The sequence below is a fragment of the Crossiella sp. NPDC003009 genome (assembly GCF_053591555.1).
This window is the reverse complement of sequence record NZ_JBSFUA010000004.1, coordinates 172,378-199,325: the sequence shown is the minus strand read 5'-3', so window position 1 is coordinate 199,325 and position 26,948 is coordinate 172,378. Positions and strand designations below refer to the sequence as shown.

The following is a 26,948-nucleotide window of genomic DNA, read 5'->3' as shown; positions in this document are numbered from 1 at the left end:
TGTCCCCGGTAACCTGCTTACCCATGGCAGTGGATCAACCACTGTCTGTACAACGTTAGGGAACCTGACGCGACAAGAGGACTGACCGGAAGTACGGGTTGGCTCGCTCCGGCCGGTGCTCGGCGGGAGGGCGAGCGGCGTGGCCGATCGGTCCGGAAGACTGCGAACGGGTCAACGTTCTCCGCGCTGTGTCGGAATCGTCTCCGGCTATGTGCTCAAGCTGGCCAGGGAGTCCGTCCCGTTGAGCCAGTCGGTGCTGGCCGAGCACCTGGGCGTTGACCTGACCACGGTGCAGGGATGGGAAAGCGGGCGCAGGCCGCTGACCGCCATCCGCACCGCCGACCTGATCCGCCTGCGCGCCAAGCTGATCCGGCTGGGCGTGCCGCCGAAGGTGTTCGCCGCCTTGGAGGACGCGCTGGAGGCCGACCTGCTGATCGGGCACGCGGTGGAGACCGGCGACCGCCCGGCCAGGGCCGGCGACCATCCCCTCGCGCAGTGCGTGCACCGCCGGAACCTGACCAACATGATCACCTGGCCGTTCACCGGCCTGGTGCCGCCGAACCTGCGTGACCTGGACCGGCAGAGCCACCAGCGCCGCGGCCCGGTGCCGGACCGGCCTGCCCTGGGCGCCGCCGAGACGGACCGGTTCTTCGACCACCTGCTGGTCACCGCGGACGCCGAGGCCGCCGAGGACCAGGCGCTGCTGCGCAGGCAGGCGGTGTACCTGCTGGGCTTCGACGGCAGGGGCGCCACCGCGGAGTGGCTGGCCACCGAACAGCGCAGGGCGCTGCGCAGCGCGGGCCGCACCGACCACGTGCCGTCCTGGGTGGAGGTGCGCTCCTCGGCGATCGCGTTGAGCCGTTCCGGTGACCGGGACCCGTTGCGCGCCTTCGTGCGCACCGCGCTGACCAACGAGGCGCAGGAGATCGCCAACCTGAACTACTGGGCCTACTGGGTGGGCGAGGTCGCCGACGTGCAGATCGACGACGGTTTCATGACCGAGCTGGGCGTGCGGTCCTGGACCGGCGAGGACCTGTTGCGGCACCTGCTGGTCCGGCTGATGCCTGGCGGCGACCACGCCGAGCTGAACATCCACAGCCTGTGGTCGCTGGTGCTGGCCCGTCCCGCGCTGCTGGACGCCAACCCCGGCCTGCGCCGCCTGGCCAGGGAGCGGGTGGACGGCATGAGCGCGGACCGGGAGCTGGCCAAGCAGGCCCATCGCGAACTGACCGGACTTGACTACGCCATCCGCCTGGCCGCGCGCTGAGCGGGCCGGGATGGCTCCAGGTACGTGACTACCTAGGAGAGAGGTCAGCCAGTGAACGACAAGCACGACCGCGAAGCGGCCGCGGTCGCCGAGTTCGCCTTCGAGCTGGGGGTGCTCAAACGCACCCGCCGGGCTGGTTGGTGGCACGTCGGCGTCCGCGACCCCGAGTCGGTCGCCGAGCACAGCCTGCGGGTCGCCCAGCTCGCCACCATGCTCGCCGCCATGGAGGGCGCCGACCCCGCCCGCGCCGCGTTACTGGCGCTCTGGCACGACTCCCAGGAGACCAGGATCGGCGACCTCACGCACACCGCCCGCGACTACCTGCAGGCCGCCTCCAACGAGCGGATCACCGCGGACCAGACCGCCGCGCTGCCGGACACCGCGCGCAAGACGGTGCAGGAGGTGGTGCACGAGTACGAGTCGGCAGGCACCGCGGAGGCGCGCTGCGCCAAGGACGCGGACAAGCTGGAATGCCTGCTGCAAGCCGTGGAGTACCGGGAAAGCGGGTACCGGGGCGTGCAGGGCTGGATCGACTCCTCGCGCAAGTCGCTGCACACCGAGGCGGCCCGCCGGGTGGCCGAGGCCGCGCTGAGCGTGTCCACCATGGCCTGGCGCGGGCGCTGACCGCGGCGCCCCCGGCCGAGGTGGCCGGGGGCACCGGGTTTCAGTTGCGGCTCAAGGCTTCCGCGAGCTTGGTGCGGGACCCCACCCGCAGCACGGTGTTCGCGTAGACCCGGCCGCCGAGCCAGAGCAGCAGGCCGATCGCGGGCAGCATCAGCCCGGCCGCGAGCAGCTGCTGCCACAGTGGGGCCGCGCCGAGGGCGGCCCTGATCGGCATCAGCATCGGCGCGAACGGCGGCAGCAACGAGGCCCACTCGACCAACCGGTCGGCCGGGTTGCGCAGCAGCAGCGGCAGCCCGGCCGCGAACGGCAGGATGAGCAGCATCATCACCGGGGTGATCACCGACTGCATGTCCTCCTGCCGGGAGACCAGCGCGCCGGTCGCGGCGAACAGCGTGGCGTAGAGGGTGAACCCGAGCAGGTACCAGCCGATCATCCCGGCGACCGTGCCCACCGTGCCCCCGGGCAGCGTCACCACCCCCGACGCGGCGGCGGCGGTCAGTCCGGCCCCGGCGACCAGCGCGAGCTGGGTCAGTCCGACCAGGCCGATGCCGATCACCTTGCCGGCCAGCAGCTGCCAGGGCCGGACCGCGGCCAGCAGCAGCTCGACCACCCGGCTGCTCTTCTCCTCCACCACGCCCTGGGCCACCGTCACCCCGTAGCCGACCAGCGCGAAGTACAACAGCATCGCGGTGGCGAAGGCCAGCATCAGCCGGGACCCGCGATCCGGGTCGGCCGGGGTCAGCGCGCGCACCTGGGCCGGTTCCGGCGCCCGCCCGGCTTGATCCAGCACGGCCTTGACCGCGAGCACGTCCAGCGCGCCGCGCAGCTCGCGGTCGGTGTCCCGGTCCACCACCGCGGAGACCCCGGCACCGTTGGCCAGGAACACATCCACGTCACCGTCGCGGACCAGGCGCTCGCCCTCGGCGGCATCGGCCACCGTGCGCAGGGTCAGTTTCCCGCCGGTGGCCTGGAGCTGCGTCCGCAGCGCCTCCCCGGTCTGGGCGCTCTGCGCGGTGACCGCCGCGGTGCGCTCGCTGGTGCCGCCGAGCGCGGAGAAGCCGACCAGGCCACCGACGATGGCCAGCATCAGCAGGGTGCCGAGCACGAAGGACTTGCCGCGCATCCGGGTGCTGATCTCGCGGCCGGCCACCAGCCAGGCGCCGCGGAGGGGTCCAAGCTGGGTGTTCACGCGCCCGCCTCCTCGGTGACGATGTGCCGGTAGGTCTCGGTCAAAGTCGGTTGCCTGCGGCCGAACCCGCGCACCGGCCCGGTGCGCAGCGCCGCGGCCAGCACCAGCTGGTCGTCCACGCCCTCGGCCAGCTCCAGCACCGTCTGTCCGTCCACTGTGGACACGATCTGGACGCCGGGGATCTCGTCGGCCCAGCCGGGCGCGGCCGAGGGCGCGTCCACCACCAGTCGCGCCGACCCCGCACGCTGGAGGTCGGAGACGGTGCCACAGGCCACCATCCGGCCCTGCCGGACGATGCCGACCCGGTCGCACAGCCGCTCCACCAGGTCGAGCTGGTGGCTGGAGAACAACACCGGCACACCGCGCGCGCACTGCTCCCGCAGCACCTCGCTGAGCACGTCCACCGCCACCGGGTCCAGGCCGGAGAACGGCTCGTCCAGCACCAGCAGCATCGGCCGGTACACCAGCGCGGCGGCCAGCTGCACCCGCTGCTGGTTGCCCAGGCTGAGCTTCTGCACCTCGTCGTCCCGCCGCTCGGCCACGCCGAGGCGGGCCAGCCACTCCTCGGTCTCCCGGCGGGCCGCCTTCGGGGTGAAACCGTGCAGCCGGGCCAGGTAGGTCAGCTGCTCGCCGACCTTCATCTTCGGATAGAGCCCGCGTTCCTCCGGCATGTAGCCGATCCGGCGGCGGTCGGCGAAACCCAGCGGCGCGCCGTTCCAGCGCACCTCACCCTCGTCGGCGGTGAGCACGCCGAGCACGATCCGCATGGTCGTGGTCTTGCCCGCGCCGTTGCCGCCGACGAAGCCGAACAGCTCACCGGGCCGCACCAGGAAGCTCATCCCGTCCAGCGCCCGCCGCTGGCCATAGCGCTTGCCGAGCCGATCCACCTCCAGCCCGAGATCCACTCCCGCCATCCCTGATGTGTTCATGCGGCGAAGTGTTGTAAAAACCCAACAAGCTGTCAAGTTGTCCAGCTAGCTGGTTGTGCCAGACTTAGCCCCGTGAGCCCAGTGCGACGGGGCAAGGACCTGCCGATCTACAACCGGCTCCCGGTGCTGCGCGCCGAACGCGGCCTGTCCCGGGTCGCACTGGCCGAAGCGGTGGAGGTCAACCCGCAGACCATCGGCGCGCTGGAGCGCGGCGACCACTACCCGAGCCTGGACCTGGCCTTCCGGATCTGCGAGGTGTTCGGGCTGCCGGTGGAGGCGGTGTTCAGCCGGCAGCCGTTCACCCCGCTGTCGGAGCAGGTCTATCGAGGGGGCGGGGCATGAGCCTGCGGCAGCGGTACACCGAGTTCGAGCTGCGGCGGGCGGCGAAGTACAGCCGCATGCTGCCGCGCTGGCGCACCCAGTCCCGGCGACGACTGCTGGTGGCGCTGTGGCTGGTGTTCCCGGTCGCGCTGATCGCGATCCTGTTGACCATCCCGCGCGAGACCGGGTTGTTCCTGCCGCTGTGGCTGACGGTGTACGGGGGCTGGCTGGCGGTGTGGCGGGTGCTGCGCGTGCTCACCTCGGCGATCACCGAGACCATGAGCACCACCCTGGACGAGCGCCAGCGCCAGCTCAGGGACCAGGCGGTCTTGGCTGGCTACAGCCTCGGGCTGCTGACCCTGCTGCCGCTGATCGCCTACCTGCTGATCCGCAACGGCGACCCGGACCTCGGCCGCACCGCCGGTGTCCTGCTGGCCGTGGACCTGGCCCTGCTGGCCGCCGCGCCCACTGTGCTGCTGGCCTGGGCGCTACCGGATGACGACCCCGAGGACTTTCAGGACCAGTAGGGCTGCGCCCGCTCAGCCGCCGCCGCGATCGCCGCGCCGTCCACGGCAGCGGTGGTGTTGACCCCGGCGCTCGCCCACTCCACCCGCAGCTCGAACTCCTTGGCGGGCAACGGGTGCAGCCAAAGCTGGAAGTGCGAGTCCACCGTGCCGCTGTCCGCGGTGCCACCGTCCGGGCTGCACACCAGCAACGGCCCGGCAGGCTGTTCCTCCGGAGCCGACCCGACCGCGGCGACCTCATTCCCGTCGGCCAGCCGCACGCTGAAGTGCGGCGCGGACTCGGTGGACGGATCCCGGTTCCAGCGCCGCCGGTGCGCGCCGAACAGCCCGTCGTGCAGCTCCCACCAGGCGTCCTCGGCCAGCCCGTCCCGGCGCGCCGCCACCCGCACCTCGACCTGGCACCCGTTCGGGTAAGCCCGCGCCCCGACCAGGAACACCACCGCGTTCGCCGTCCTGGTCACCACCGCGTCCAGCGGCACCAGCACCCCTGGCACGTCCTCCGGCGGGCCGAGCCACACCGCCCGCTCGGGACGGGGCGGCTCGGCCGCGGGGGCGGGAGCGACATCCGGCTCATCGTCGAAGAAGCCCATGCCCCCGACCTTAGCGATCAGTGTCCGACCGGGAACAGCACCTTCGCGCTGCCGCCGCCGCGGCGCACGGGTTCGGCCACCGCCTGGATCCGGCCCCAGCCCAGGAACTCCAGCGCGGCCACGGTGCCGATCTCCGGGTTCGGGGTGAAGGTGGTGGACGGCAGCTCGAACTGGTGCCCGTAGGCCTCCAGCTCGGCGCGCCTTGGCGAGTTGAAGAAGGCGGGCTCGGCCTCGGTCTTGGCCCGGTTGCGCTGGGAGAGCCGGGGGGCGGCCACCGCCTGCGGCAGCGTCATGCCCAGGTCCAGCCGGTTGACCAAGGTCTGCAGCACGGTGGTGATGATGGTCGAGCCGCCGGGGGAACCTAGTGCCAGCAACGGTTTGCCGTGCTTGAGCACGATGGTCGGTGACATGCTGCTGCGCGGCCGCTTGCCGCCATCGGGCGCGTTCGCCGGCCACGGCTGACCGGCGGCCGGGGGCGCGAAGTCGAAGTCGGTCAGCTCGTTGTTGAGCAGGAAACCGCGGTGCGGCACGGTGATCGCGCTGCCGCCGGTCTGCTCGATGGTCAGCGTGTAGGCCACCACGTTGCCCCAGGCGTCGGCGGTGGTCAGGTGCGTGGTGGAGGTGCCCTCGTAGCGGTCGGGGCCGGGCGCGGCGGTCTTGCAGCCGCCGGGCTTGAGCGGGTCGCCTGCCGGGGCCGGGTGCGGCATGGCCTTCTTCGGGTCGATCAGGCAGGCCCGGTCCTTGGCGAAGTTGTCCGACAGCAGCGGTTTCAGCGGAACGTCCACAAAGGACGGATCGCCGAGCCACTTGTTCCGGTCCGCGTAGGCCAGCCTGCTGGCCTCCAGGTAGGTGTGCGTGGCCCCGTTGACGTCCTTGCGGGACAACGGGAACCGCTCCATGATGTTTAGCGCCTCGCCGACCGTGGAGCCACCGGAGGACGGCGGTGCCATGCCGTAGACGTCCAGCCCGCGGTAGCCGATCTTCGTCGGCGCGCGGTCCTCGGCCCGGTAGCGCGCCAGGTCCTCGGGCACCATCAGGCCAGGCCGCACCTTGATGGTCGCGCCCTCGGCCACCGGCGGCTGGTTCACCGTGTGCACGATCTCCCGGCCCAGCTCACCGCGGTAGAGCCAGTCCAGGCCCTTCTCCGCCAGGCCCCGGTAGGTCTCGGCCAGCTCCGGGTTGCGGAAGGTGCTGCCCACCTCGGGCAGCTTGCCGCCGGGCAGGAACAGCTTGGCGGTGGGCGCGATGGCCCGGAAGCGGTCCTCGTTCTGCCAGGTGTGGTCCCGGTACTCCTCGTCGACGGTGAACCCGTCGCGGGCCAGCCTGATCGCCGGGCGCAGCGTCTCGGCCAGGCTCTTGCGCCCCCACTTGTCCAGGGCGCGCTGCCAGGTCAGCGGGGTGCCGGGCACGCCGACGGACAGCCCGGAGGTGACCGCCTCCTCGAACGGGATGGCCTTGCCGTTCTCGACGAAGGAGTCCTTCTTCATCGCCTGGGGCGCGGTCTCCCGGCCGTCGATGGTGTGCACCTTCCCGGTGCGCGCCTCGTAGTAGACGAAGAACCCGCCGCCGCCGATCCCGGCGGAGAACGGTTCGGTCACGCCCAGCGCCGCGGCCGCGGCCACCGCCGCGTCGACCGCGTTGCCGCCCCGGCGCAACACCTCGATCCCGGCCTTGGTGGCGTCCTCGTCAACCGTGGACACCGCGCCGCCGTACCCGGTCTGCGTCGGCTGTTTGCCGCTCTGACCAGCATCAGCGGCCAGCGCGACCGGCGCACCGGAGAGGGCTACCGCAGCCGTGGCGCACAGCACCACCGCCGCACGCAAGGGTCGTAGGGATCGCACGTCGCCGCCTTTCGCCGGGTTCGTTACCCCGGCAAACTAACGGCTCAACACCCTCCGCACCAGGCGTAGACCCTGCCGAGGTCCCATATTCGGCAGATATGCCCGGCTGATCGCGTTCGCGATGCGCGGCAGAGCGGCGGGATCCGGGTAGGCCAGGTAGAGCGGCTGGTAGGTCGGCTGGAACTTGGCCTTGAACGCGAACAGCGACCGGAACCCGTACACCGGCTCCAGCGCCCGCCCGGCGAAGTCCAGCAGCCGTTGCAGCGCGCCGGGCTGCTGACCGCGGTCCAGCCTGGCCAGCGGGGCGCCGGAGAGGCTGAGGAACTCCGCGCCCTCCTCCTGGAAGCTCAGCGCGGCCGAGGCGATCAGGAACTCCATCACGCCGCGGAAGCCGGTGGCCCGCCGTCGCATGAAGTCCAGCGTCCAGCCCACCACCTGCCCGTCCCGGTGCACCGGCAGCCAGCTGGTGATGCCGTGCACGGTCCGGTCGGCGTCCACCGCGACCAGGCAGCGCACCTCGGGGTCGTTGAGCTCGTCGAGGCCGCCCAGGGTGAAGCCCATCTCCGGCAGGCCCTTGTCCGCCACCCACTCCTCGGAGATCGAGCGCACCTGGTCGGTGATGGCCAGCGGCGCCTTGGGGTAGCTCCACCACTCCGCGGTGATCCCGGCCTTGCCCGCCTTGTTCAGCGCGGTGCGCACGTCCTGCCACTTCTTGCCGGTGAAGGCCAGCTCGGGCAGCGGCACCAGGGTGTCCTCGGCCACCTGCACCGCGCTCCAGCCGAACTCGCCGGTGGCCTCCTTGACCTGCTCGGTGACGCTGTAGAAGCAGGGTGTCCAGCCGTTGCGGGCGCAGAAGTCGGCGAACCCGCGCACCGCCTCGGTCCGCGCGGCCGGCTCGCCGACCGGGTCGCCGGTGGTGATCGCGATGGTGGCGACCACCCGGTAGGCCACCGCGGCCCGCTCGTCCTGGGTGAACCAGTAGTTGTTGCCGGGCCAGGTGGTCATGTGCGCCAGCGTGGAACCGCCGAACTTCTCCGCCAGCTCGCGGGCGCGGGCGGCCGCGGTCGCGTCGGTGGGCGGCGCGGCCCGCCAGAAGGTGACCAGGAACCCGCCGAGCACCAGCAGCCAGAACACCACGCCCAGGTACTCGCACAGCACCTCGGCCGCGCCGCCGTTGGCGATGAACCGCACCGGGAACAGGTCGAGGTAACCCGGCGGCAGGAACCGCGAGGGCGCGTCCGCCAGCAGGTCGCCGAAGCTGGGCCGGGGGTCGAACTGGTCCCGCCACAGGTATCCGCCGAGCACGTACAACGCGCCGAGGGACAGGAACGCGGTCACCACGAAGGCCAGCAGCCGTCGCCGGGACCGGCGCGGCCCGGTCACGGTGAACTGCCTGCGGGTGACGATCAGCCCGGCCAGCATGGCCACCGACAGCAGCAGCGGCATCGAGGAGTCGAACACCAGCTGCGCCTTGGTGTGCGGGGACAGCCCGACGATGTCCTCGGCCGGGGTCAGCGCGAGGTCCACCACCGACTGCACGAACCAGACCAGCAGGGCCAGGTTGGCCACGGTGGCCGACCACCAGGCCAGCACCCGCCCCCGCCGCAGCCCCTCGGCCAGCACCAGCAGGAACAGCGCGGGCAGCACGGAGAGGATCGCGCTGGGCAGCCCGTCGAAACTGGCCCTGGCCCGGTGCTCCCGGCACTGCTCGACCAGTTCCGGATCCGCGCAGACCGCAGCCACCTCCTCGGCGCTGGGGGTGGGCGCGGTCAGCACATCGCCCAGCGCCACCAGCGGCCCGGCGCTGTAGGGGTTGAGCAGCATGAACACCGGCCCCAGCGCGCAGGCCGCGAGCAGCAGCGCGACCAGCACCCTGGTCTCGGACCGGGACGGCGCGCCCAGCGTCTTGCCGACCCGCCCGAACATGGCCACCCCGGCGAGCAGGCCGACCAGCCCGCCGCACAGCCGCACCACGTCCTGGGCGTAGCCGGAGAACAGCGCCAGCGTCACCAGCGCGACGATCAGCACCAGCCGCAACCGCCTGCGCCACAACGCGGGCAGCCGCGAGCTCAGCGCCAGTCCCAGCCCGACCGCGCCGGTGGACGGGCTCAGCGCCAGCTCCGCCGGATCGTCCAGGAAGTTCAGCCACAGCCAGCCCGCCAGCGAGCCGAGTTTGACCACCCCGATGCCCAGCAAGGTGCCGCCGACCTGCGCGGCCAGGAACAGCACCGCGGTCCGCCCCGCGCCCAGCAGCCGCTCCCCCGCCGCGCCAAAACCCAGCAGCAGCACCGAACTGGCCAGGTAGCCGGTCAGGTCGAGGCACCACAGCGCGCTGCTCACCGGCGCCCACCAGTGGCCGTGGGCCAGCGAGCCGGTGCCGATGCCGACCTGCTGGAGCAGCTCGTCCGGCGGCCCGTCCAGCAGGCTGCCGGTCAGCGCGCCGACGGTCCACAGCGCCACCAGGAACACCAGGGTCAGCGGCGCGTGCGCGAGCAGCCCGAGCAGTCCGCGCAGCGCGGCCATTCCTTGGTGCGCCAACCGGACCGGGGCTCCTCGGCGCGGCCCGGGCGGACGATCCGCGTGACTGTCCTCAGTGGACACTTGTGGCTCCGATCATCGCGGGGTCAGTCCGGTGTGCTGGGCCAGCCACGGGAGGGACTGCGCCAGCGCGGGCCGCCACACCACCCAGTTGTGCGCGCCGGGCAGCTCCAGCCAGTCCATCTGCATGCCGGCCCGGCGGCAGGCCTTGAGCACCTCCTGCTGCTGCGGCCGGAACTCGCCGTCCTTGTTGCCGGAGGCGATCAGGCCCGCGGTCTTCGGGAACTTCGCGGTGGCCAGGATGTCCAGCGGGTTGACCTTCTTGAACGCGGCCTCGTCCCCGCCGAAGGCCGCGTTCACGGTGTCCTTGCGGTTGCTCAGCGAGGGCTCGCGCTGCCCGGAGATGTCAATGAAGTTGCGGTAGACCTCGGGCGCGCGCACCGCCAGCTGCAGCGCGCAGGTGCCGCCCTGGGAGAGCCCGCCGATGGTCCAGGCCTGCGGATCGGTCTCCACCTGGAGGTTCTGCCGGACCCAGTTCGGCACGTCCTTGGCCAGGTAGGTCTCGGCGTTGCCGAGCTTGGAGTCCAGGCACAGCGGGTTGGCCAGCTCGCTGCCCAGGTGGTCCGGCAGCACCACCACCGGCGCGAGGCCCTTGTTCTCCGCGGCGTACTTGTCCATGGTCGTGCTCAGCTGGCCGCCGACCAGCCAGTCGGTAGGGGAACCCGGCTGACCGGCCAGCAGCACCAGCACCGGCAGCTTGGGGCGGGGGCTGGCCTGGTAGGCCGGGGGCAGGTAGACCCGGCCGGTGCGGGTGCCGAACCCGGCCGAGGACGGGATGGTCACCTCCGAGACCGTGCCCTGCGCGGGCAGGCCGGCCGGGGGCTGCCACACCTCGCTGAGCGCCTTGCCCGGCGGCACCACCACGGTGCTCGCGGCGGGCTTGGCCGCCTCGGACAGGTCCGCGGTCCTGCCCTGCCCGCCGCCCAGCGCCGCCCCGACGGTCGGGAACTGGCCGAAGAACCGGTTCACATCGGCCGCCCCGCACACCGCGAGCACCACCACCGCCAGCGCGATGCCGACCCTGGCCGGCCAGCGCAGCGGCAGTGCGCGGAACACGCCGAGCACCAGGCCACCGGCGAGCACGGCGATCCACAGCGTCACGTTGGTCGGCAGCCGGTCCGCGAACGGCCGCCACAGCTGGTTGACCACCAGCTCGACCAACAGGCCGAGCAGCACCATGCCGAGCAGCGCCAGCGGCACGATCCGCCGCCACCACATCCGGCGGCCATCGGCCAGCAGCACGGCGAAGGCGGCGCCACCGGCGAAGGTCAGCACGGCCGGGACCGCCCCGTCGATCAGGGACCAGTCGAGCAGGCTCGCCATGCGCAACACCCTGGGTGCGCGCCACCTGGCGACACAACGCGACAACCTGTCGGTTCACCAATTGGGGCGGTTCGTGTCCCCGAAATTGGTGAAGTATGTGTCCTGTGACCGATCGACTCGCCACCCTGTTGCCCCGCCCCCGGAGCGCGCGTGGGCTCACCGGCACCTTCACCTTCACCGAGCGCACCAGCATCGTCGCTGGTCCCGGCGCTGACGGCAGCACCGACCTGGTGCGCCGCGCGCTGTCCTTCCTGCGCCTGCCGCTGCCCCAGCGCGGCACGCCCGAGCCGGGGTCGGTGGTGGTCACCCTTGACCCGGCCGCGCACGGCCCGGAGGGCTACCAGCTGCTGGTCCGGCCGGACCGGCTGGACATCGTGGCCGGTTCCACCGCCGGCGCGACCTACGCCGTGTCCACCCTGCGCCAGCTGCTGCCGGAGGTGGCCTGGCGGGCCGCCGCGGCCAGGGGCACGGTGTGGGAGCTGGGCTGCTGCGAGGTCACCGACGCCCCGGCCACCGACTGGCGCGGGGTGATGCTCGACGTGTCCCGGCACTTCCTGCCCAAGCGCGAAGTGCTGCGGATGATCGACCTGCTGGCCATGCACAAGCTGAACCGGCTGCACCTGCACCTGGCCGACGACCAGGGCTGGCGGATCGAGAGCGCCCGCTACCCCCAGCTGACCGAGCTGGCCAGCCACCGGCCGCACACCGCGCTCGGCCACGGCGCCGAGCACAGCGGCCACGACGGCACCCCGCACGGCGGCTACTACACCCGCGCGGACCTGGCCGAGATCGGCGCCTACGCGCAGGAGCGGGCGGTCACCGTGGTGCCCGAGCTGGACGTGCCCGGCCACGCCTCCGCGCTGCTGACCGCGCTGCCCGAGCTGGGCTCGGTGCCCGGCGGCAAGTACGAGGTGCAGACCACCTGGGGCATCTTCCCGAACCTGTTGTCCCCGCTGCCCGCGGTGGAGCAGGTGGTGGACGAGCTGCTCGGCGAGCTGCTGGAGGTGCTGCCCAGCCCGTTCGCGCACCTCGGCGGCGATGAGTGCCCGCTCGGCCAGTGGGAGGACAACCCGGAGATCCAGGCCTACCGCGAGTCCCGTGGCCTGCCGAACATGGCCGCGCTGCACGGCGACTTCCTGCGGCGGCTGGCCGACCGGCTGGCCGGCCGGGGCGTGCGCGCGGTGTTCTGGGACGAGGCCTTCGGCAGCGGCGGGTTGCGGCCGGACTCGGTCGTGATGGCCTGGCGCGGCGACGAGGTGGCCCGCAAGGCCGCGGCCGCCGGGTTCCAGGTGGTGCGCACCCCGGTGTTCCCCACCTACCTCGACTACTACAGCGACGACGACCCGAGGGAGCCGCTGGCCATCGGCGGCCCGGTGCGGCTGGCCGACGTGGCCGCGCTGGACCCGCGCCCCGCCGCCTTCACCGAGGCGGAGAACGCCAACGTGATCGGCGTGCAGGCGCAGCTGTGGAGCGAGTACCTGCCGCACGCCCGGCTGCTGGACTACCGCGCCTTCCCCCGGGTGTGCGCGCTGGCCGAGGTGGCCTGGACGGGCGCCCCGTCGAGCTGGCCGGAGGAGCCGGAGCGGGTCCGCGCGCAGCTGTCCAGATTGGACGCGGCGGGTGTGGAGTACCGGCCGCTGGCGGACCCGAAGCCTTGGCAGCGCGGCGGAACCGGCGCCCGCGCGTTCCGCTCCGGCTACCCGATGGCCGAGATCACCAGGGCGCTGGACGAGCTCGCCGCCGAAGACAACCCGGAAGGCCTACAACCTTCGTCGTGACCGGCCCGTGACCCGGCCGGAAGATCCGGTACGTTGGCGGTGTGCGTCTGGCCCGACCCTTGGTGGCACTGCTGCTCGGGGTCCTCTACCTCACTCTCCACCTCGGTGGCGAGTGCTTCGTGGCGCACACCGCTGACGTGCATTCCCATGCACACAACAGTTCCACCGCCGATCACGGCCAGCACGACTGCGACGGTGACCACCACGACGGCACCGACGAGCTCTGCCTCGCACTGCCCCGCGGCGACCAGCTGACCGACATCCCGGTCCTGCCCGACCTGGCCGTCACCGCGCCGATTTCCCTTGCCCCGCAAGTGTTGTCCGCGCCCACCCGGTGTCCCGTCCCGATATCTGTCCATAGTGGACAATCGATCCAGCTCGTCAACTGCGTGTTCCGGACCTGAGCAGCAGCCGGTAACCCGCCTTCACCCGTACCTCTTTCCCGAGGAAGAACCACGTCATGGATCTGCTGCTGCCTCCTGCCCGCACGTCCCCGGCCCAGCTGCTCACCAGCGCGCCGCGCTGCCAGAACCTGCGCGCCGCGGTCGGCAACACCCCGGTGTTGTGGATCGACGAGCCCTTCGCCAAGCCCGGCAACGGTTTCTGGGCCAAGCTCGAAGGCGCCAACCCCGGCGGCATGAAGGACCGTCCCGCACTGCACATGGTCGAGTGCGCCCGCCGCCGCGGCGAGCTGGCGCCCGGCGCGATGATCGTCGAGTCCACCAGCGGCACCCTCGGCCTCGGCCTGGCGCTGGCCGGGATCGCCTACGGGCACCCGGTCACCCTGGTCACCGACCCCGGCATGGAACCGATCCTGCACCGGCTGCTCACCGCCTACGGCGCACGGATCGAGCTGGTCAGCGAAGCGCACCCGACCGGCGGCTGGCAGGAGGCCAGGCGGCAGCGAGTGGCCGAGGTGCTGGCCGCCAACCCCGGCGCGTACTGCCCCGACCAGTACCACAACCCGGACAACGTGGCCGCCTACTCGGCGCTGGCGCTGGAACTGGTGGCCCAGCTCGGCCGGGTGGACGTGCTGGTGTGCTCGGTGGGCACCGGCGGCCACTCCGCCGGGGTGTCGCGGGTGCTGCGCGAGTTCTGCCCCGGCCTGCGCCTGGTCGGGGTGGACACCATCGGCTCCACCATCTTCGGCCAGCCCGCCCGCCGCAGGCTGATGCGCGGCCTGGGTTCCAGCATCTACCCCCGCAACGTGGCCTACTCCGCCTTCGACGAGGTGCACTGGGTCGCGCCGGGCGAGTCGGTGTGGGCCAGCAGGGCGCTGGCGCAGACCAGCTTCGCCACCGGCGGCTGGAGCGTGGGCGCGGTGGCGCTGGTCGCGGGCTGGCTGGCCCGCAACGCCGAACCGGACACCCGGATCGCGGCGATCTTCCCGGACGGCCCGCAGCGCTACTACACCACGGTGTTCAACGACGACTACTGCCACACGCACGGCCTGCTGGACGGCCCGCCGCCCACCGGCCCGGCCGAGATCGCGCACCCCGGTGAGGCCGAGGTGACGTCGTGGACCCGCTGCCGCACCGTGCTCGACCCCGCCCCGCTCGACCCGGCCGGAGCGCCGTGATGCAGGTCCTCACCCAGTACCGGTCCTTCCCCAGGCCGGTCCGCCTGCTGCTGGTCAACCAGCTGACCATCAACCTGGGCTTCTACATGCTGATGCCCTACCTGGCCGCGCACCTCTCCGGCGGTCTCGGCCTGGCCGCCTGGCTGGTCGGGCTGGTGCTCGGCGTGCGGAACCTGTCCCAGCAAGGCATGTTCCTCTTCGGCGGCGCGCTGGCCGACCGGTTCGGCTACAAGCCGATGATCATCGCGGGACTGTCCCTGCGCACGGTCGGGTTCGGGCTGCTCGGCTTCGTGGACAGCCTGCCCGCGCTGATCGCCGCCTCCGCCGCCACCGGACTGGCCGGGGCGCTGTTCAACCCGGCCTCCAGGGCCTACCTGACCGCGGAGTCGAGTGCGCGGCGGGTGGAGGCGTTCGCGCTGTTCAACGTCTTCTACCAGGTGGGCATCCTGATCGGGCCGCTGATCGGGCTGCTGCTGACCGGGGTGGCCTTCTCGCTGACCTGCCTGGTCGCCGCGGTGGTCTTCGCCGTGCTGACCGTTTTGCAGGTCAGGGAGCTGCCCGCGCGGTCGGCCCCCGGTGGCGGCGGCAGTGTGCTCGGTGGGGTCGGCGAGGCGGTGCGCAACCGGCCGTTCCTGCTGTTCTCGGTGGCCATGATCGGCTCGTACGTGCTGTCCTTCCAGATCTACCTGACCCTGCCGTTGCAGGTCAGGGCGATCGCGGGCAGCGAGCTGGCCGCCACCGCCAGCGTGGGCGCGCTGTTCGCGGTGTCCGGGCTGGTCGCGGTGCTCGGCCAGCTGCGGATCACCGCCTGGTGCCGGGCGCGCTACGGCCCGGCCCGGTGCATCACGCTCGGGCTGGCGCTGATGACCGGCGCGTTCCTGCCGCCACTGCTGACCGGCCTGCTGGACCCCCAGCAGCAGGGCGGCCCCGGCCTGTGGCTGCCGGTGCTGCTGCTGACCACGCTGCTGCTCACGGTGGGCACGGTGGTGACCTACCCGTTCGAGATGGACACCATCGCCGCGCTCTCCGGCGGCAGGCTGGTCGCCACGCACTACGGCCTGTACAGCACCCTGTCCGGCATCGGCATCACCATCGGCAACCTGGTCGCCGGCCGCGCGCTCGACCTGGCCAGATCCGCTGGGACACCGGCGATTCCGTGGCTGACGCTGCTGGTGCTGGGCCTGCTCGGCACGCTCGCCGTGCACCGGATGGACCGTTCCGGACGGCTCGCCCCAGTGCCGGCGTGAGTGTTGCGGGTGGCTCCCGATTCCGCGTCGACCGGGAGCCGCCCGCACCTCCCGCATGCCCCTTCGACACGGGAAGCCGGCAGCAGGCGGCGAGCAGCCCCGCCACAGTCGCGCTGCCCCTGCTCGACCATGGCGGGACCTCGACCGGAACCGCGCCGTTGCCCGGGATATCTGTCCGGCCCCCGCTCGGGTTACACAGGCAAGCCAGGTCCACTCGGACGAGTGAGTACGGCCGTCTGGGGGATGTCAGCCGCCAACCCGTCATGCGCGTCCCCGCCAGGTCTCTCACCATGGGACGAGGCCGAGCGGGAGGCGTCAATGGACCACACACCGATCACCGTCGACTACATGCCCGAAGGCGAGGACTGGACCGTCACGGTCCGGTACGGCCAGCTGGAGGAGGCGGCCACCGCGCCAGGCCTGATCGCCGCCCGCGACCAGGCGGACCAGATCCTGGAACGGATCGCCCCCGGCATCCCCAGCAGGGCGGTGCACCTGCTCGACGGCGACGCCTTCGCCTTCACCACGGCCTACCTGCACGCCCGGCACGGCCTGACCCCGGTGGGCGGGGAGCCCACCCAGCCCGACGGCGAGGAAGTGGAAGAAGCGGAAGAACAAGGCGCGCAGGCGACCACCAACACCGGCTGACCTTCCACTTCGGACGACCGGTTGACACCCCAGGCCGCGCCCCGGCCCTAGGATGGCAGGACACGGGCGGTCACGTCGCCGACACGGGCGTCGGCGGCGGTGAGAGGGGGCAGGTTTGGCGACTGCGCCAGGCACTGAGGAGTTGCACGGCAGCAGCCGAGCCAAGGAAGCAGGTGGAGCGCCCCGGGGCAGACCGCGCGACGCGACCCGCGACGACGCCCTGCGCAAGGCCACCCTGGAAGTGATGGCCGAGGTCGGCTACCGCGCGCTGACCATGGACGCGGTCGCGGCCAGGGCCAAGGCGGGCAAGGCCACCATCTACCGCCGCTGGGAGTCCAAGCTCGAACTGGTCATCGACACCTGCAACGAACTGGTCAGCCGCAGCGTCCCCGAACCCGACACCGGTTCGGTCGCCGGCGACCTGCGCGAGTTCCTGCTGGGCTACGTCGACTTCCTGACCGGCCCCTCCGGCAAAGCGGCCCAGGCCCTGGTCGGCGAGCTCCCGCACGAACCCGAACTGGCCACCGCCTTCCGCGACAGCTTCCTCACCGGCCAGCGCGGCATGCTGCGCCGCATCCTGGAACGCGGGGCCGAACGCGGCGAGATCAACCGGCACGCGCCGCTGGGCATGGTGAACGAGCTGGCAGGCGCCACCCTGACCTACCGCCTGATGCTCACCGGCGAGCCCATCGACGAGGCGTTCGTCGACAAGCTCCTGGAACAGGCCCTGCTACCGCTGCTCAACTGACCCGCGGCAGCAGGCCCCGTCCCTCAGCGGAAGATCTTGCGCACCAGCGCGAGCACCACCAGCACCCCAAAGGCGATCAAGGAGTACTTGATCCGCGGATCGTCCAGCTTGGACTTCACCGCGGCCTTGGACTCATCCACGAACTTCTTCGGATTCGCCCGCACCGCCAGCTCGTCCAAGGTCGCGGCCAGCGAGTCCCGCGCCTGCTCGATGTCACGCTGAATGCTCTCCGGATCCCGAGCCACAGGTCCCTCCTCGCAGGACGAATGTCTGACGCGGGATCACGGTAGCCCCAACCCGCCACGCCGCGTCACCCAGTCCGCCTCCACCCGGCAGGTGTCGCCGGTTAGGCTGTACGCCGACGGGGCCGTAGCCCAATTGGCAGAGGCACACGGTTTAGGTCCGTGCCAGTGTGGGTTCGACTCCCACCGGCCCCATTCCGTCGACTGGGTCGCCCCTGCTCGCGCTGCGCGCTTCGCCGGGGCGACTCCATTCATCACACCGGGGGTGCGACCCCCGGACCCCGCCCGGCGGGCTCTGCCCCCGGACCCCCGCTCGCTTCGCGGGGGTATCGCGGCGGTTCCCCGCTCGCTTTGTGGGGGTGTTGCCATGGGTCCTCGCTCGCTTCGCGGGGGTGTTGCCGTGGTTCTCCGCTCGCTTCGTGGGGGTGTCGCGGCGGTTCCCCGCTCGCTTTGTGGGGGTGTTGCCATGGGTCCTCGCTCGCTTCGCGGGGGTGTTGCCGTGGTTCTCCGCTCGCTTCGCGGGGGTGTTGCCACGGGTCCTCGCTCGCTTTGTGGGGGTGTCGCCACGGGTCCTCGCTCGCTTTGCGGGGGTGCGGCTGTGGTTTCCCGCTCGTCTTGGTCTTCTCTCTTCAGCCTGGTGATTGCTGGCGCTTTTCCGGTTGTTCTGGTGCGTCACTTCGCTCGGGTCGCCCTGCCGCGGCCGTCACTGTTGTCGCTGGTGCGGCAGTACTACGACTCGCGGCGGGGCGGGGACTGCCGCCGCCTTGACCCGCTGCCGCGCGCAGCGTGCTGACCACGATGGTGACCGCCGCCGTTACCGCCTTGGCCCGGGTTGTCCTGCCCTCGGCTGCCGCGGTGGCCAGGCCGTCCAGGGCGTGGAACAGGCCGGTGATGATCGGTGGGGTGGCTGGGGCGAAGGGGCGGAAGGCTGCTCGGAGCTCGTCCCGGTACAGCTGTTCCGACTGGTGGCGGAAGTGGCGGGTTTCCGGGTGGCCCGAGAGGGCGGCTTTGATCTCCGCGCATTCGGGGCCTGCGGCGAGCAGGCCGTCTACGTAGGCCGTGACGACCGCGGTGGCCACTTGGTGGAGTGAGCCTGCTCGGGTTCTGGCGGCGCGCATGGACTCGCTCAACTGCTCGTCGTAGTCGCGGTACAGGGCCAGGAGCAGGCCTTCTCTGGTGGTGAAGTGGTCGTAGGCGACGGGGCGGGAGACGCGGGCGCGTTCGGCGAGGCGGACCAGGGTCAGGGCGCTGGCGCCCTCGGTGGCGATGATCTCGGTGGCGGTGTCCAGGAGTTGCCTGCGGCGGTCCTGGCGGTTGAGGCGTTGGTCTGCCATGTGCTTATCCTACAGAACGTAGGTTACGTTTTGTAGGTTGGAGGACGCGTGGAGCAGGTTGCGGTGGTGGGGATCAATGCCCGTGGGGCCGGGTTGGCCGGGGCGCTGGGAGTGGTGGCAGGCGACTCCTTCGACGCGGGGCTGGTGGTGGTGTGCGCGGCGGACCACGAAGAGCTGTGGGCGTTGCTGGCGCGGGACCTTGGTGGGCGCGACCTGGTCAACCTCACCTCGGGCACCAGCGCGCAGGCGCGGGAGACCGCGGCGCGGGTGGCGGCCAGGGGTGGGCGGTACCTCGACGGGGCGCTGATGGCGCATCCCGAGCACGTGGGCAGGCCGGAGACGGAGCTGGTCTACAGCGGGGACGCGGCGGTGTTCGAGCAGCACCGGGCGGCGCTGGACCGGCTGGGTAACGCGACCTACCTCGGCGCGGATCCCGGTACGGCGGCCCTCTACGACATCGCGCTGCTGAACTTCGCCTGGGCCACGCTCATCGGCTACCTGCACACCGCCGCGCTGCTCACCGCGGACGGGGTGCAGGCCGGCGCGGTGACGCCGATGCTCACCCGGTGGCTGCGCGGCACCGTCTCCGAAGTTGTCGCCGACTACGCAGAACAGGTGGATCACGGTGCGTATCCGGGCGAGCAGGAGTGGCTGGAGCTGGACTGGCCGCTGATGGCGAACCTGGTGCGGGCCAGCGAGGAGCGCGGGCTGGATCCGGCGTTGCCGCGGCTGGTGGAGTCGCTGACCGCGCGGGGTGTCGCGGCTGGCTTCGGCTCGGCCAGCTTCGCCAGCCTGGTGGAGGTCATCCGGGGTGCGGCTTAGTTGTCCGGTGTCGCCAATGACGTGCCGGACTAAATTCATGCACACGCGAAACCCGCTGGATACGGGCCATTCGTTGCTGATCTCGGCCAAACCCGATCACCGTAACCAGTCTTGACAGTGGCCTGGCGGGTAGGTTACGTCTGGTTCTTATCACGGTTCGGTTTCGGACCGGCTCTGTTGGGGAGATCAGAACTGGGGATGCACTTGGGGCTGTCGCGCAAACGTTCTTTCTGCTAGCGGTTAGGCCACACGAGACGGCGCTGGGGAGGCGGTCTGCGTGCAGGACGACGTCGGGCAACTGGAGCGAGCGGAACATTTGACGAGTACGGTCCGGGATGGTGGCCGCACTCGGATCGTGCCGATCAGCAGTCTGAGCTTGCGGGATTCGCCGCGGTCGGCCGGGGCCGATGCCGAGCACGTGGCGAAACTGGCCAGTTCGGCGGCCGCGCTGCCGCCGATTCTGGTGCACTGGCCGTCCCTGCGGGTGATCGACGGCGTGCACCGGGTACGGGCCGCGATCCTGCTGCGGCGGACCGAGATCGAGGCGGAATTCTTCGAAGGCAGTGCAGCGGAAGCATTTGTGCTGGCCGTGCGGCTCAACACCATGCACGGCTTGCCGCTGACCCTGGCCGATCGGCGGGCCGCGGCGGAACGGATCATCGCGGCCACCCCGGAATGGTCGGATCGGGTGGTCGGCGGCACCACCGGACTGTCCCCGCGCACGGTGGCCACGATCCGGGCCCGTTCGAATCCCGATATTGCGCAGTCGAACACCCGGATCGGCGCGGATGGCCGGGTCCGGCCGATCAGTCCGGCGGCCGGCCGGATTCGCGCCTCCCGGTTTGTCCGGGACAACCCGGACGCCTCGTTGCGGCAGATTGCCAAGGAGGCCGGGATTTCGCTGTCCACCGCGCGCGATGTGCGGATGCGGCTGAACCGGGGTGAGGATCCGGTTGCCCGGCGCAAGCCCGCCGGGTCGGCGGCCGCGGCGGCGGAGGAGGATTCTTCGCGGCTGGCGCGGATCGGGGCGATCGTGCAGAGCATGAACAGTGATCCGAGTTTGCGGCTGACCAGTTCGGGCCGGACGCTGCTGCGCTGGATTCACCTGCAAGCCGGTGCGCTGCACAGCCTGTACGGCGCGATCGACGGTCTGCCCGCGCATTGTTCCGATCCGGTGGCCAAACTCGCCCAGTACTACGCGGAGGCGTGGAAGGAGATCAACCGTCGGCTAGAGACCCCGCCGGAAGAATAGTTAGGGTGGCGCTCGTGGAAGAAATCCTGACCGGCGGCAACATGACCAGCGTGGTGAAAGTGGGTGACACGGTCCGGCGGGCCGCCGGGCCGTGGACGCCCTCGGTGCACGCGCTGCTCGACCACCTGCGGCGGCGCAGGTTCGACCGCGCGCCGGAAGCGCTGGGCCTGGATGAGCAGGGCCGGGAGGTGATCAGCCTGCTGCCGGGCGCGGTGGCGCACTACCCGCTGCCCGCGCACGTGCTCAGCGATCGCACCCTCATCGCGGTCGCGGAGCTGCTGCGCGACTACCACGAGGCCACCGTCGACTTCCGGCCACCGGAAGACGCGGTCTGGCAACTGCCCGCGCACGAACCGGTGGAAGTGCTGTGTCACAACGATTTCGCCCCGTACAACCTGATGTTCGAGGGAGATCGGCTTTCCGGGGTCATCGACTTCGACACGATCTCCCCCGGTCCGAGGGTGTGGGATCTGGCGTACACGGCCTACCGGTTCGTGCCGCTGACCGACCCGGAAAATCCCGATGTGCCCTATCCAGGTATCGCGGAACAGCGCAGGCGGCTGGCGTTGTTCGTGACGGCCTACGGAATGGACCGGATCACTCCGGGCGAGGTGGCCGCGACAGCCGTCCGGCGACTTCGGGAAATGGTCGAGTTCATCGTGACCCGGGCCCGGAATGGCGATCCCGCGCAGCAGCGGGTGCTCGAGCTCGGCCACCACCTGCTCTACGAGCGGGATATCGCCTATCTCGAAGCGAACCGGCTCGCGGATTAGGCAGCAAGCACCAGAAGCGCCTGGTCGAGTGCGTCCGGCAGGGTGTCGGCCTGGGGCACGCCGAACAGCTCGGCGGTGCCGCGGAGATAGGCCATCTCGGCGGCCTCCGGCGGCGCGCCCAGCACCGCCTTGCCGGAACGGGCCCAGAGGCCGAACTCGAAATTCGAGGTCAGGCCGGGCAGTTCCGGCATAACCCGGGGAATCCAGAACACGATCGCGTCGGCGTGCGCGCCGGCCAGCCAGTCCCAGCGCAACTGCACCTCGACCGGAACGGCCGGTTCGCCCGGCCGGGACTGCGGGTGCAGCACCACTCCGGTGAACTGGACCCTTCGCAGATGGGCGCAGGCCTCATCGCGCCAGGACGCGGTGGAGTTCCGTGGTGAAGGACCGGCCAGGAATAGGCGCTGGCCGCTGGTGACCGACTCGACGGGATCGGGGCAATGGAGGACGCGCACCCGGCGAGCGTAAGGCGAATCGACGTGTTTGCGCGCTCTCCGCCCGCTCCGGCAGGGTGCTTTCCATGACGAGTCCACCGGAAACGCGCTACGACGTGGTGGTCGTCGGAAATGCCACGATCGACTACACCCTGCGCATCGGCGCGGCGCTCAACCCCGGCCACAAGCAGGTGGCGCACGAGCTGGCCAGGGCGGTCGGCGGGGAGGCGACCAACGCCTGCCTGGTGATGAGCGCGCTGGGCCTGCGCACCAACTTCGTCGGCCGTTTTGGCGCGGATCCCGACGGCGAACAGCACCGCCGTTTCCTGCTCGACCACGGCTGCGCGGTCGAGGGCTCGATTCTGGTGCCGGGCGCCGACCACCATTTCGCCGCGGTGGTGGTGGACGGAAATGGCGAACGGACCATCGTGACCCAGAAGAGCCCGGCGCTGACCCCGGACCACACCCAACTGCCGCCAAGCCTGCTGCGCCGCTGCCACGCCTTCTTCTCCGACGGCAGGGAAGCCGAGTTCAGCCGGTACGGGCTGGCGGCCGCCAAGGGACTTGGGGTGCGTACCTTCGCCGACGCCGAGGACGCCGACTGGCTCGGCGCCGCGCTGGCTGACATCGACGAGCTGATCGTGCCCGAGCACGTGGCCGTCCGGTTCACCGGCACCGAGGTGATCGAGGATGCCGCGCGCAAGCTGCTGGCCGACGGCCCCGAGGTCGTGGTGGTGACCCTCGGCGCGCGCGGCTCGGTGGTCGCCGAGGCGGACGGCCGGGTCGAGGAGGTGCCTGCGGCCCCGGCCAGGGTGGTCGACTCCACCGGCGCGGGCGATGCCTTCCACGGCGCCTACGTGGCCGCCCGGATCGCCGGACTCACCCCAGCGAAGGCCGCCGTCGTGGGTGCGGTCGCGGGCGCGGCCACCTGTGAGCACGTCGGTCCGCGCGCGCCGGGACCGGAGATCGCCAGGCGGTGCGGGCCACTGCTCGGCCTGGCCGAGGGAGGAGACCCGAGATGACCGAGCTCGCAGGCCGTGAAGTGACCAGGACCGCATTGCGCCGGCTCGCCAACCAGCTCCGCGCGGACGCGATCCGCACCAGCACCGCGGCCGGATCGGGGCACCCGACCTCGGCGATGTCCTGCGCCGATGTGGTCGCCACGCTGATGAGCCGCCACTTCCGCTACGACTGGGCCGATCCCGCGCACCCGGACAACGACCGGCTGGTCCTGTCCAAGGGGCACGTCTCCGGGCTCTGGTACTCGGTGCTGGCCGCGGCGGGCGCGATCGAGGTCGAGGAGCTGTCCACCTACCGCCAGCGCGGCTCCCGGTTGCAGGGCCACCCGACGCCCGACCTGCAGTGGGTGGACGTGGCCACCGGCTCGCTCGGCCAGGGACTGCCGATCGGGGTCGGCATGGCGCTGGCCGCGCGGCTGGCCCGCCGCCCGTACCGGGTGTGGGTGCTGTGCGGGGACGGCGAGCTGGCCGAGGGCTCGATGTGGGAGGCCTTCGACAAGGCCGCGATCCATGGGCTGGCCAACCTGACCGCGATCATCGACGTGAACGGCTACGGCCAGTCCGGGCCGGTGCCGCACCGGAGTCCGGCCGAGACCTACGCGGCCCGGCTGCGCGCCTTCGGCTGGCAGGTCGCCGAGGTGGACGGCCACGACCTCGACCAGGTGGACGCCGCGCTCGCCCAAGCCGGCGCCAACGCCGAGCCGCTGGCCATCGTCGCGCGCACGGTGAAGGGCCAGGGCTTCGACGAGATCACCCACCGCGCGGAGATGCACGGCGCGGCCCTGGACGAGGCCACCGCACGCCGCGCGCTGGCCCTGATCGAACCGCCGGAGCGGGTCCGGCTGACCGGACCGCCGCCGCCGCGCGAGCCCGCCCAGCCGCCGCCCGCCCGGACCGAGGTCCGGCTCCCCCGCTACGCCGTCGGCGACCTGGTCGCCATCCGGGACGCTTTCGGGGACGCGCTGGCCGAGCTGGGCGAGCGCCCCGAGGTGGTGGTCATCGACGGCGACGTGACGGTGTCCATGCGCACCGACCGGTTCGCCGCCCGGCACCCCGGCCGGTTCATCGAGACCTACATCGCCGAGCAGCAGATGCTGGGCACCGCGATCGGCCTGTCCGCGCGCGGTTTCACCCCGGTGGTCTCCACCTACGGCGCGTTCCTGAGCAGGGCCTACGACTTCGTCCGGATGGCCGCGATCTCGCGGTCGCGGCTGGTGCTGGCCGGTTCGCACGGCGGGGTGGAGATCGGCAGGGACGGGCCAAGCCAGATGGCGCTGGAGGACCTCGCCGCAATGCGCGCGATCCACGGCTCGGTGGTGCTCTACCCCAGTGAGGCGGTCTCCGCGGGGGCGCTGACCAAGGCCGCGCTGGACACCGGCGGCATCTGCTACCTGCGGATCACCCGGAACGCCCGGCCGGTGTTGTACGGCAGCGACGAGCAGTTCCCGGTGGGCGGCTCCAAGACGCCGCGCTCGGACGAGCGGGACTCGGTGGTGCTCGCGGCGGCCGGAGTGACCGTGCACGAGGCGCTGGAGGCGGCGGACACCCTTGACGCGCAAGGGATTCACGCCAGGGTGCTCGACCTCTACTCGGTGAAGCCCTGCGACACGGCCGCGGTCCGGCGGGCGCTGGCCGCCACCGGCGGGCAGCTGGTGGTCGCCGAGGACCACCGGCCCGAGGGCGGGCTCGGCGCGGCGATATTCGAAGGACTGGCCGAGCAGGAGATCACGTATCGTGCCCGGCACCTGGCGGTGCGGACCATGCCCGGTTCCGCCTCGCCTGCCGAACAGCTCGACCTGGCCGGGATCTCGGCCGGGCACATCGCGGCCGCGGCCCGCGACCTACTTCGAGGCGGTGACCTGGACCGGTGAACGGCCACTTCGACCTGGTGATCTTCGACTGCGACGGCGTGCTGGTGGACAGCGAGCGGCTCTGCGTCCAGGTCGAGGCGGAGCTGATCACCCAGACCGGGTGGCCGCTGACGCCGGCGGAGGTGGCCGGCCGGTTCCTCGGCAAGTCGGACGAGCACATGCTGGCCGAGATCGAGCGGCAGGTGGGCCGGGCGCTGGGCGCGGACTGGCTGGCCGGGCTGCACGAGCGCTACCGGGACCGGTTCCGCCGCGACCTCACCGCGGTGCCGGGCGTGGTGGCGGCGCTGGACGGGATCGCCGCCGCAGGGGTGCCTACCTGCGTCGCCTCCAGCGGCACCCCGGAGAAGATGGCCACCACGCTGGGCATCACCGGGCTGGCCGACCGGTTCGACGGCCGGATCTTCAGCGCGGTGGAGGTCGAGCACGGCAAACCGGCGCCCGACCTCTTCCTGCACGCCGCCAAGAAGATGGGCGTGCCACCCGGCCGCTGCGCCGTGGTCGAGGACAGCCCGGCAGGCGTCGCCGCCGGGCGGGCGGCCGGCATGACGGTGCTCGGCTATCGCACCGAACTGGTGCCGCCGGGCGCGCTCACCGGAGAGCGCACCATCGAGTTCGAGGACATGCGCGAGCTGCCACGACTGCTCGGTTTGCGCTGAATTCCTTTATTCGCAACCACTCTTACCCGTCCATAGAATTTCCTCTGTCAGCCAAGAGGAGGTTCGATGGCTACCAATCTGGTGGGCGACGTCAGGGAGTTGTACTCCTATAGCGTCGGAACGGTCACCATCGTCGACGGGGAGGGTGTTTACGCCTGCGACGCCGAGGGGAACAAATATCTCGACTGCGCCGCCGGCACTTTCAACCTGAGCATCGGTTATCGCCATCCCGCACTGGTCAAGGCGATTCAGCAGCAGGCCGAACTGCTGGTGCACGCGTCCTCGTCGTTCCAGAACCACCCGGTGAACGATCTGGTGCGCAGACTCGTCGCGGTGTCACCGGAGAACATCCAGCGCGTGCACCTGAAAGTGGCCAGCGGATCGGACGCCAATGAGGGCGCGATCAAACTGGCCCAGCGAGCCACCGGCCGCCGGGACATCATCAGCCTGTTCCGCGGCCACCACGGCCAGACCATGGCCACCACCGCGATCTCCGGGAACGCCTTCCGCCGCGCGCCCTTCCCCGAGGTGGGGATCAGCAGACTGATCGTGCCGGATCCGTACTGCCACCGCTGTTTCTACGGGCAGCGGCGGGAGACCTGCGGCCTGATGTGCGTGAACCGGATCGACGACTTCATCGAGTTCGCCAGCTCCGGCAGTGTCGCCGCGGTCATCGTCGAGCCGATCACTGGCAACGGCGGCAACGTGGTGGCGCCGGAGGGTTACCTGGCCCGGTTGCGCGAGTTCTGCGACGAACGCGACATCGTGCTCATCTTCGACGAGATCCAGACCGGTATCGGCCGGACCGGCCGGATGTTCGCCGCCGAGCACTTTGGCGTGCAACCGGATGTCATCACCATTGGCAAGGGTCTCGGCGGCGGCGCGCAGGTGGCCGCAATGCTCTCCGATCCCAAACTGGGGCCGTTGGAGACCGAATACCTCTCCTTCACCTCCGGCGCGAACGTGCTGGCCGCCGCGGCGGCGAACGCCGTGCTGAGCGTGGTGGACGACGAGGCTTTCCTGGCGAATGTGCGCGCGGTCGGCGCGCACATCCTGCGCAGGCTGACCGAACTCCGGAATCGGCACCGGTGCGTCGACGACATTCGCGGCGTCGGCCTGATGATCGGTTTTGAAGTGGTCGACCAGGACGGCACGCCTTCGCCCGCGCTGACCAACGAGATCGTCCGGAAAGGCCGGGAGCACGGCCTGCTGTTGCGTTCCTCGCGGTACGGCCTGGGCAACGTGGTGAAGATCCGCCCGCCGCTGATCCTGACCCACGAGGAGGCGGACCTCATCTGCGACCGGCTGGACCGCGTCCTCACCTCTCTCTGAAAGGCAC

26 protein-coding genes and 1 tRNA gene are annotated in these 26,948 nt (G+C 71.4%); 18 read left to right on the top strand and 9 right to left on the bottom strand.

Annotation, left to right across the window (positions count from 1 at the left end; all coding sequences use genetic code 11):
• Window positions 1-211 precede the first annotated feature (211 nt).
• Both ACWDY5_RS06965 and ACWDY5_RS06960 read left to right on the top strand, forming a co-directional pair.
• A complete protein-coding gene (locus tag ACWDY5_RS06965; protein WP_449721346.1) occupies window positions 212-1,267 on the top strand; it encodes a helix-turn-helix domain-containing protein in 1,056 nt (351 codons plus the stop codon).
• Between the two features lie 51 nt (window positions 1,268-1,318).
• A complete protein-coding gene (locus tag ACWDY5_RS06960) occupies window positions 1,319-1,891 on the top strand; it encodes an HD domain-containing protein (RefSeq protein ID WP_449721345.1) in 573 nt (190 codons plus the stop codon).
• A gap of 40 nt (window positions 1,892-1,931) precedes the next feature.
• Here ACWDY5_RS06960 and ACWDY5_RS06955 read toward each other — a convergent pair whose 3' ends face one another.
• Complete coding sequence (locus ACWDY5_RS06955; RefSeq protein WP_449721344.1) at window positions 1,932-3,080, bottom strand: ABC transporter permease; 1,149 nt, start codon at window positions 3,078-3,080, stop codon at window positions 1,932-1,934.
• Window positions 3,077-4,009, bottom strand: coding sequence for an ABC transporter ATP-binding protein (locus tag ACWDY5_RS06950; protein ID WP_449721343.1), 933 nt, complete (start codon window positions 4,007-4,009; stop codon window positions 3,077-3,079). The genes ACWDY5_RS06955 and ACWDY5_RS06950 overlap by 4 nt, the downstream gene beginning before the upstream one ends.
• Before the next feature lie 72 nt (window positions 4,010-4,081).
• On the opposite strand from ACWDY5_RS06950, the gene ACWDY5_RS06945 reads away from it, so the two are divergent.
• Together ACWDY5_RS06945 and ACWDY5_RS06940 are read left to right on the top strand one after the other, a co-directional pair.
• A complete protein-coding gene (locus tag ACWDY5_RS06945) occupies window positions 4,082-4,351 on the top strand; it encodes a helix-turn-helix transcriptional regulator (protein ID WP_252480096.1) in 270 nt (89 codons plus the stop codon).
• Entirely contained in the window at window positions 4,348-4,857 is a 510-nt protein-coding gene (locus ACWDY5_RS06940) for a hypothetical protein (RefSeq protein WP_449721342.1), read from the top strand. The genes ACWDY5_RS06945 and ACWDY5_RS06940 overlap by 4 nt, the downstream gene beginning before the upstream one ends.
• On the opposite strand, the gene ACWDY5_RS06935 is transcribed toward ACWDY5_RS06940, so the two are convergent.
• The 4 genes from ACWDY5_RS06935 to ACWDY5_RS06920 form a co-directional block, all read right to left on the bottom strand.
• Window positions 4,845-5,444, bottom strand: coding sequence for a hypothetical protein (locus ACWDY5_RS06935; RefSeq protein ID WP_449721341.1), 600 nt, complete (start codon window positions 5,442-5,444; stop codon window positions 4,845-4,847). The two genes, ACWDY5_RS06940 and ACWDY5_RS06935, sit on opposite strands and share 13 nt — an antisense overlap.
• A 17-nt stretch (window positions 5,445-5,461) precedes the next feature.
• Complete coding sequence (gene ggt, locus ACWDY5_RS06930) at window positions 5,462-7,285, bottom strand: gamma-glutamyltransferase (protein ID WP_449721340.1); 1,824 nt, start codon at window positions 7,283-7,285, stop codon at window positions 5,462-5,464.
• Window positions 7,286-7,321: 36 nt separating this feature from the next.
• Complete coding sequence (locus tag ACWDY5_RS06925; protein ID WP_449721339.1) at window positions 7,322-9,823, bottom strand: bifunctional lysylphosphatidylglycerol flippase/synthetase MprF; 2,502 nt, start codon at window positions 9,821-9,823, stop codon at window positions 7,322-7,324.
• Between the two features lie 75 nt (window positions 9,824-9,898).
• Window positions 9,899-11,206 (bottom strand): alpha/beta hydrolase, encoded by a 1,308-nt coding sequence (locus tag ACWDY5_RS06920; protein ID WP_449721338.1) that lies wholly within the window; start codon window positions 11,204-11,206, stop codon window positions 9,899-9,901.
• Between the two features lie 104 nt (window positions 11,207-11,310).
• Here ACWDY5_RS06920 and ACWDY5_RS06915 point away from each other — a divergent pair, with 104 nt between their 5' ends.
• The 6 genes from ACWDY5_RS06915 to ACWDY5_RS06890 all read left to right on the top strand — a co-directional run bounded on the left by ACWDY5_RS06915 (window position 11,311) and on the right by ACWDY5_RS06890 (window position 17,206).
• Window positions 11,311-12,984: a beta-N-acetylhexosaminidase gene (locus ACWDY5_RS06915; RefSeq protein ID WP_449721337.1), complete on the top strand. Its 1,674-nt coding sequence runs from the start codon at window positions 11,311-11,313 to the stop codon at window positions 12,982-12,984.
• 41 nt (window positions 12,985-13,025) lie between these two features.
• Window positions 13,026-13,388, top strand: a complete 363-nt coding sequence (locus tag ACWDY5_RS06910) for a hypothetical protein (protein ID WP_449721336.1) — start codon at window positions 13,026-13,028, stop codon at window positions 13,386-13,388.
• 56 nt (window positions 13,389-13,444) lie between these two features.
• Window positions 13,445-14,563, top strand: coding sequence for a PLP-dependent cysteine synthase family protein (locus ACWDY5_RS06905; protein WP_449721335.1), 1,119 nt, complete (start codon window positions 13,445-13,447; stop codon window positions 14,561-14,563).
• Window positions 14,563-15,810: an MFS transporter gene (locus ACWDY5_RS06900; protein ID WP_449721334.1), complete on the top strand. Its 1,248-nt coding sequence runs from the start codon at window positions 14,563-14,565 to the stop codon at window positions 15,808-15,810. The genes ACWDY5_RS06905 and ACWDY5_RS06900 overlap by 1 nt, the downstream gene beginning before the upstream one ends.
• A gap of 318 nt (window positions 15,811-16,128) precedes the next feature.
• Entirely contained in the window at window positions 16,129-16,458 is a 330-nt protein-coding gene (locus ACWDY5_RS06895) for a hypothetical protein (RefSeq protein ID WP_449721333.1), read from the top strand.
• A gap of 115 nt (window positions 16,459-16,573) precedes the next feature.
• Window positions 16,574-17,206: a TetR/AcrR family transcriptional regulator gene (locus ACWDY5_RS06890; RefSeq protein WP_252480085.1), complete on the top strand. Its 633-nt coding sequence runs from the start codon at window positions 16,574-16,576 to the stop codon at window positions 17,204-17,206.
• A 23-nt stretch (window positions 17,207-17,229) separates the two neighbouring features.
• On the opposite strand, the gene ACWDY5_RS06885 is transcribed toward ACWDY5_RS06890, so the two are convergent.
• Entirely contained in the window at window positions 17,230-17,451 is a 222-nt protein-coding gene (locus ACWDY5_RS06885; protein ID WP_252480084.1) for a DUF3618 domain-containing protein, read from the bottom strand.
• Window positions 17,452-17,569: 118 nt separating this feature from the next.
• Here ACWDY5_RS06885 and ACWDY5_RS06880 point away from each other — a divergent pair.
• Window positions 17,570-17,643: transfer RNA gene (locus ACWDY5_RS06880), tRNA-Leu, on the top strand.
• A 434-nt stretch (window positions 17,644-18,077) separates the two neighbouring features.
• Here the strand turns inward: ACWDY5_RS06880 and ACWDY5_RS06875 are convergent.
• Complete coding sequence (locus ACWDY5_RS06875; protein ID WP_449721332.1) at window positions 18,078-18,782, bottom strand: TetR/AcrR family transcriptional regulator; 705 nt, start codon at window positions 18,780-18,782, stop codon at window positions 18,078-18,080.
• 48 nt (window positions 18,783-18,830) lie between these two features.
• Here ACWDY5_RS06875 and ACWDY5_RS06870 point away from each other — a divergent pair, with 48 nt between their 5' ends.
• From ACWDY5_RS06870 to ACWDY5_RS06860, 3 genes are all read left to right on the top strand, one after another.
• Entirely contained in the window at window positions 18,831-19,604 is a 774-nt protein-coding gene (locus ACWDY5_RS06870; RefSeq protein ID WP_449721331.1) for an imine reductase family protein, read from the top strand.
• 355 nt (window positions 19,605-19,959) lie between these two features.
• Window positions 19,960-20,856 carry a streptomycin biosynthesis protein gene (locus ACWDY5_RS06865; protein ID WP_449721330.1) on the top strand — a complete coding sequence of 299 codons (897 nt, stop codon included), beginning with the start codon at window positions 19,960-19,962 and terminating at the stop codon, window positions 20,854-20,856.
• Window positions 20,857-20,870: 14 nt separating this feature from the next.
• A complete protein-coding gene (locus ACWDY5_RS06860; RefSeq protein ID WP_449721329.1) occupies window positions 20,871-21,629 on the top strand; it encodes a phosphotransferase enzyme family protein in 759 nt (252 codons plus the stop codon).
• Here the strand turns inward: ACWDY5_RS06860 and ACWDY5_RS06855 are convergent.
• Window positions 21,626-22,084, bottom strand: a complete 459-nt coding sequence (locus ACWDY5_RS06855; protein WP_449721328.1) for a nucleoside 2-deoxyribosyltransferase domain-containing protein — start codon at window positions 22,082-22,084, stop codon at window positions 21,626-21,628. The two genes, ACWDY5_RS06860 and ACWDY5_RS06855, sit on opposite strands and share 4 nt — an antisense overlap.
• 65 nt (window positions 22,085-22,149) lie before the next feature.
• On the opposite strand from ACWDY5_RS06855, the gene ACWDY5_RS06850 reads away from it, so the two are divergent.
• From ACWDY5_RS06850 to ACWDY5_RS06835, 4 genes are all read left to right on the top strand, one after another.
• The gene (locus tag ACWDY5_RS06850; RefSeq protein WP_449721327.1) at window positions 22,150-23,085 is read left to right on the top strand and encodes a carbohydrate kinase family protein; all 936 of its coding nucleotides are present in this window, start codon (window positions 22,150-22,152) and stop codon (window positions 23,083-23,085) included.
• Window positions 23,082-24,953 (top strand): transketolase, encoded by a 1,872-nt coding sequence (locus ACWDY5_RS06845; protein WP_449721326.1) that lies wholly within the window; start codon window positions 23,082-23,084, stop codon window positions 24,951-24,953. The genes ACWDY5_RS06850 and ACWDY5_RS06845 overlap by 4 nt, the downstream gene beginning before the upstream one ends.
• The gene (locus ACWDY5_RS06840) at window positions 24,950-25,609 is read left to right on the top strand and encodes an HAD family hydrolase (RefSeq protein WP_449721325.1); all 660 of its coding nucleotides are present in this window, start codon (window positions 24,950-24,952) and stop codon (window positions 25,607-25,609) included. Before ACWDY5_RS06845 ends, ACWDY5_RS06840 begins: the two co-directional genes overlap by 4 nt.
• 66 nt (window positions 25,610-25,675) lie before the next feature.
• Entirely contained in the window at window positions 25,676-26,941 is a 1,266-nt protein-coding gene (locus ACWDY5_RS06835) for an aspartate aminotransferase family protein (protein WP_449721324.1), read from the top strand.
• Window positions 26,942-26,948: the final 7 nt, after the last annotated feature.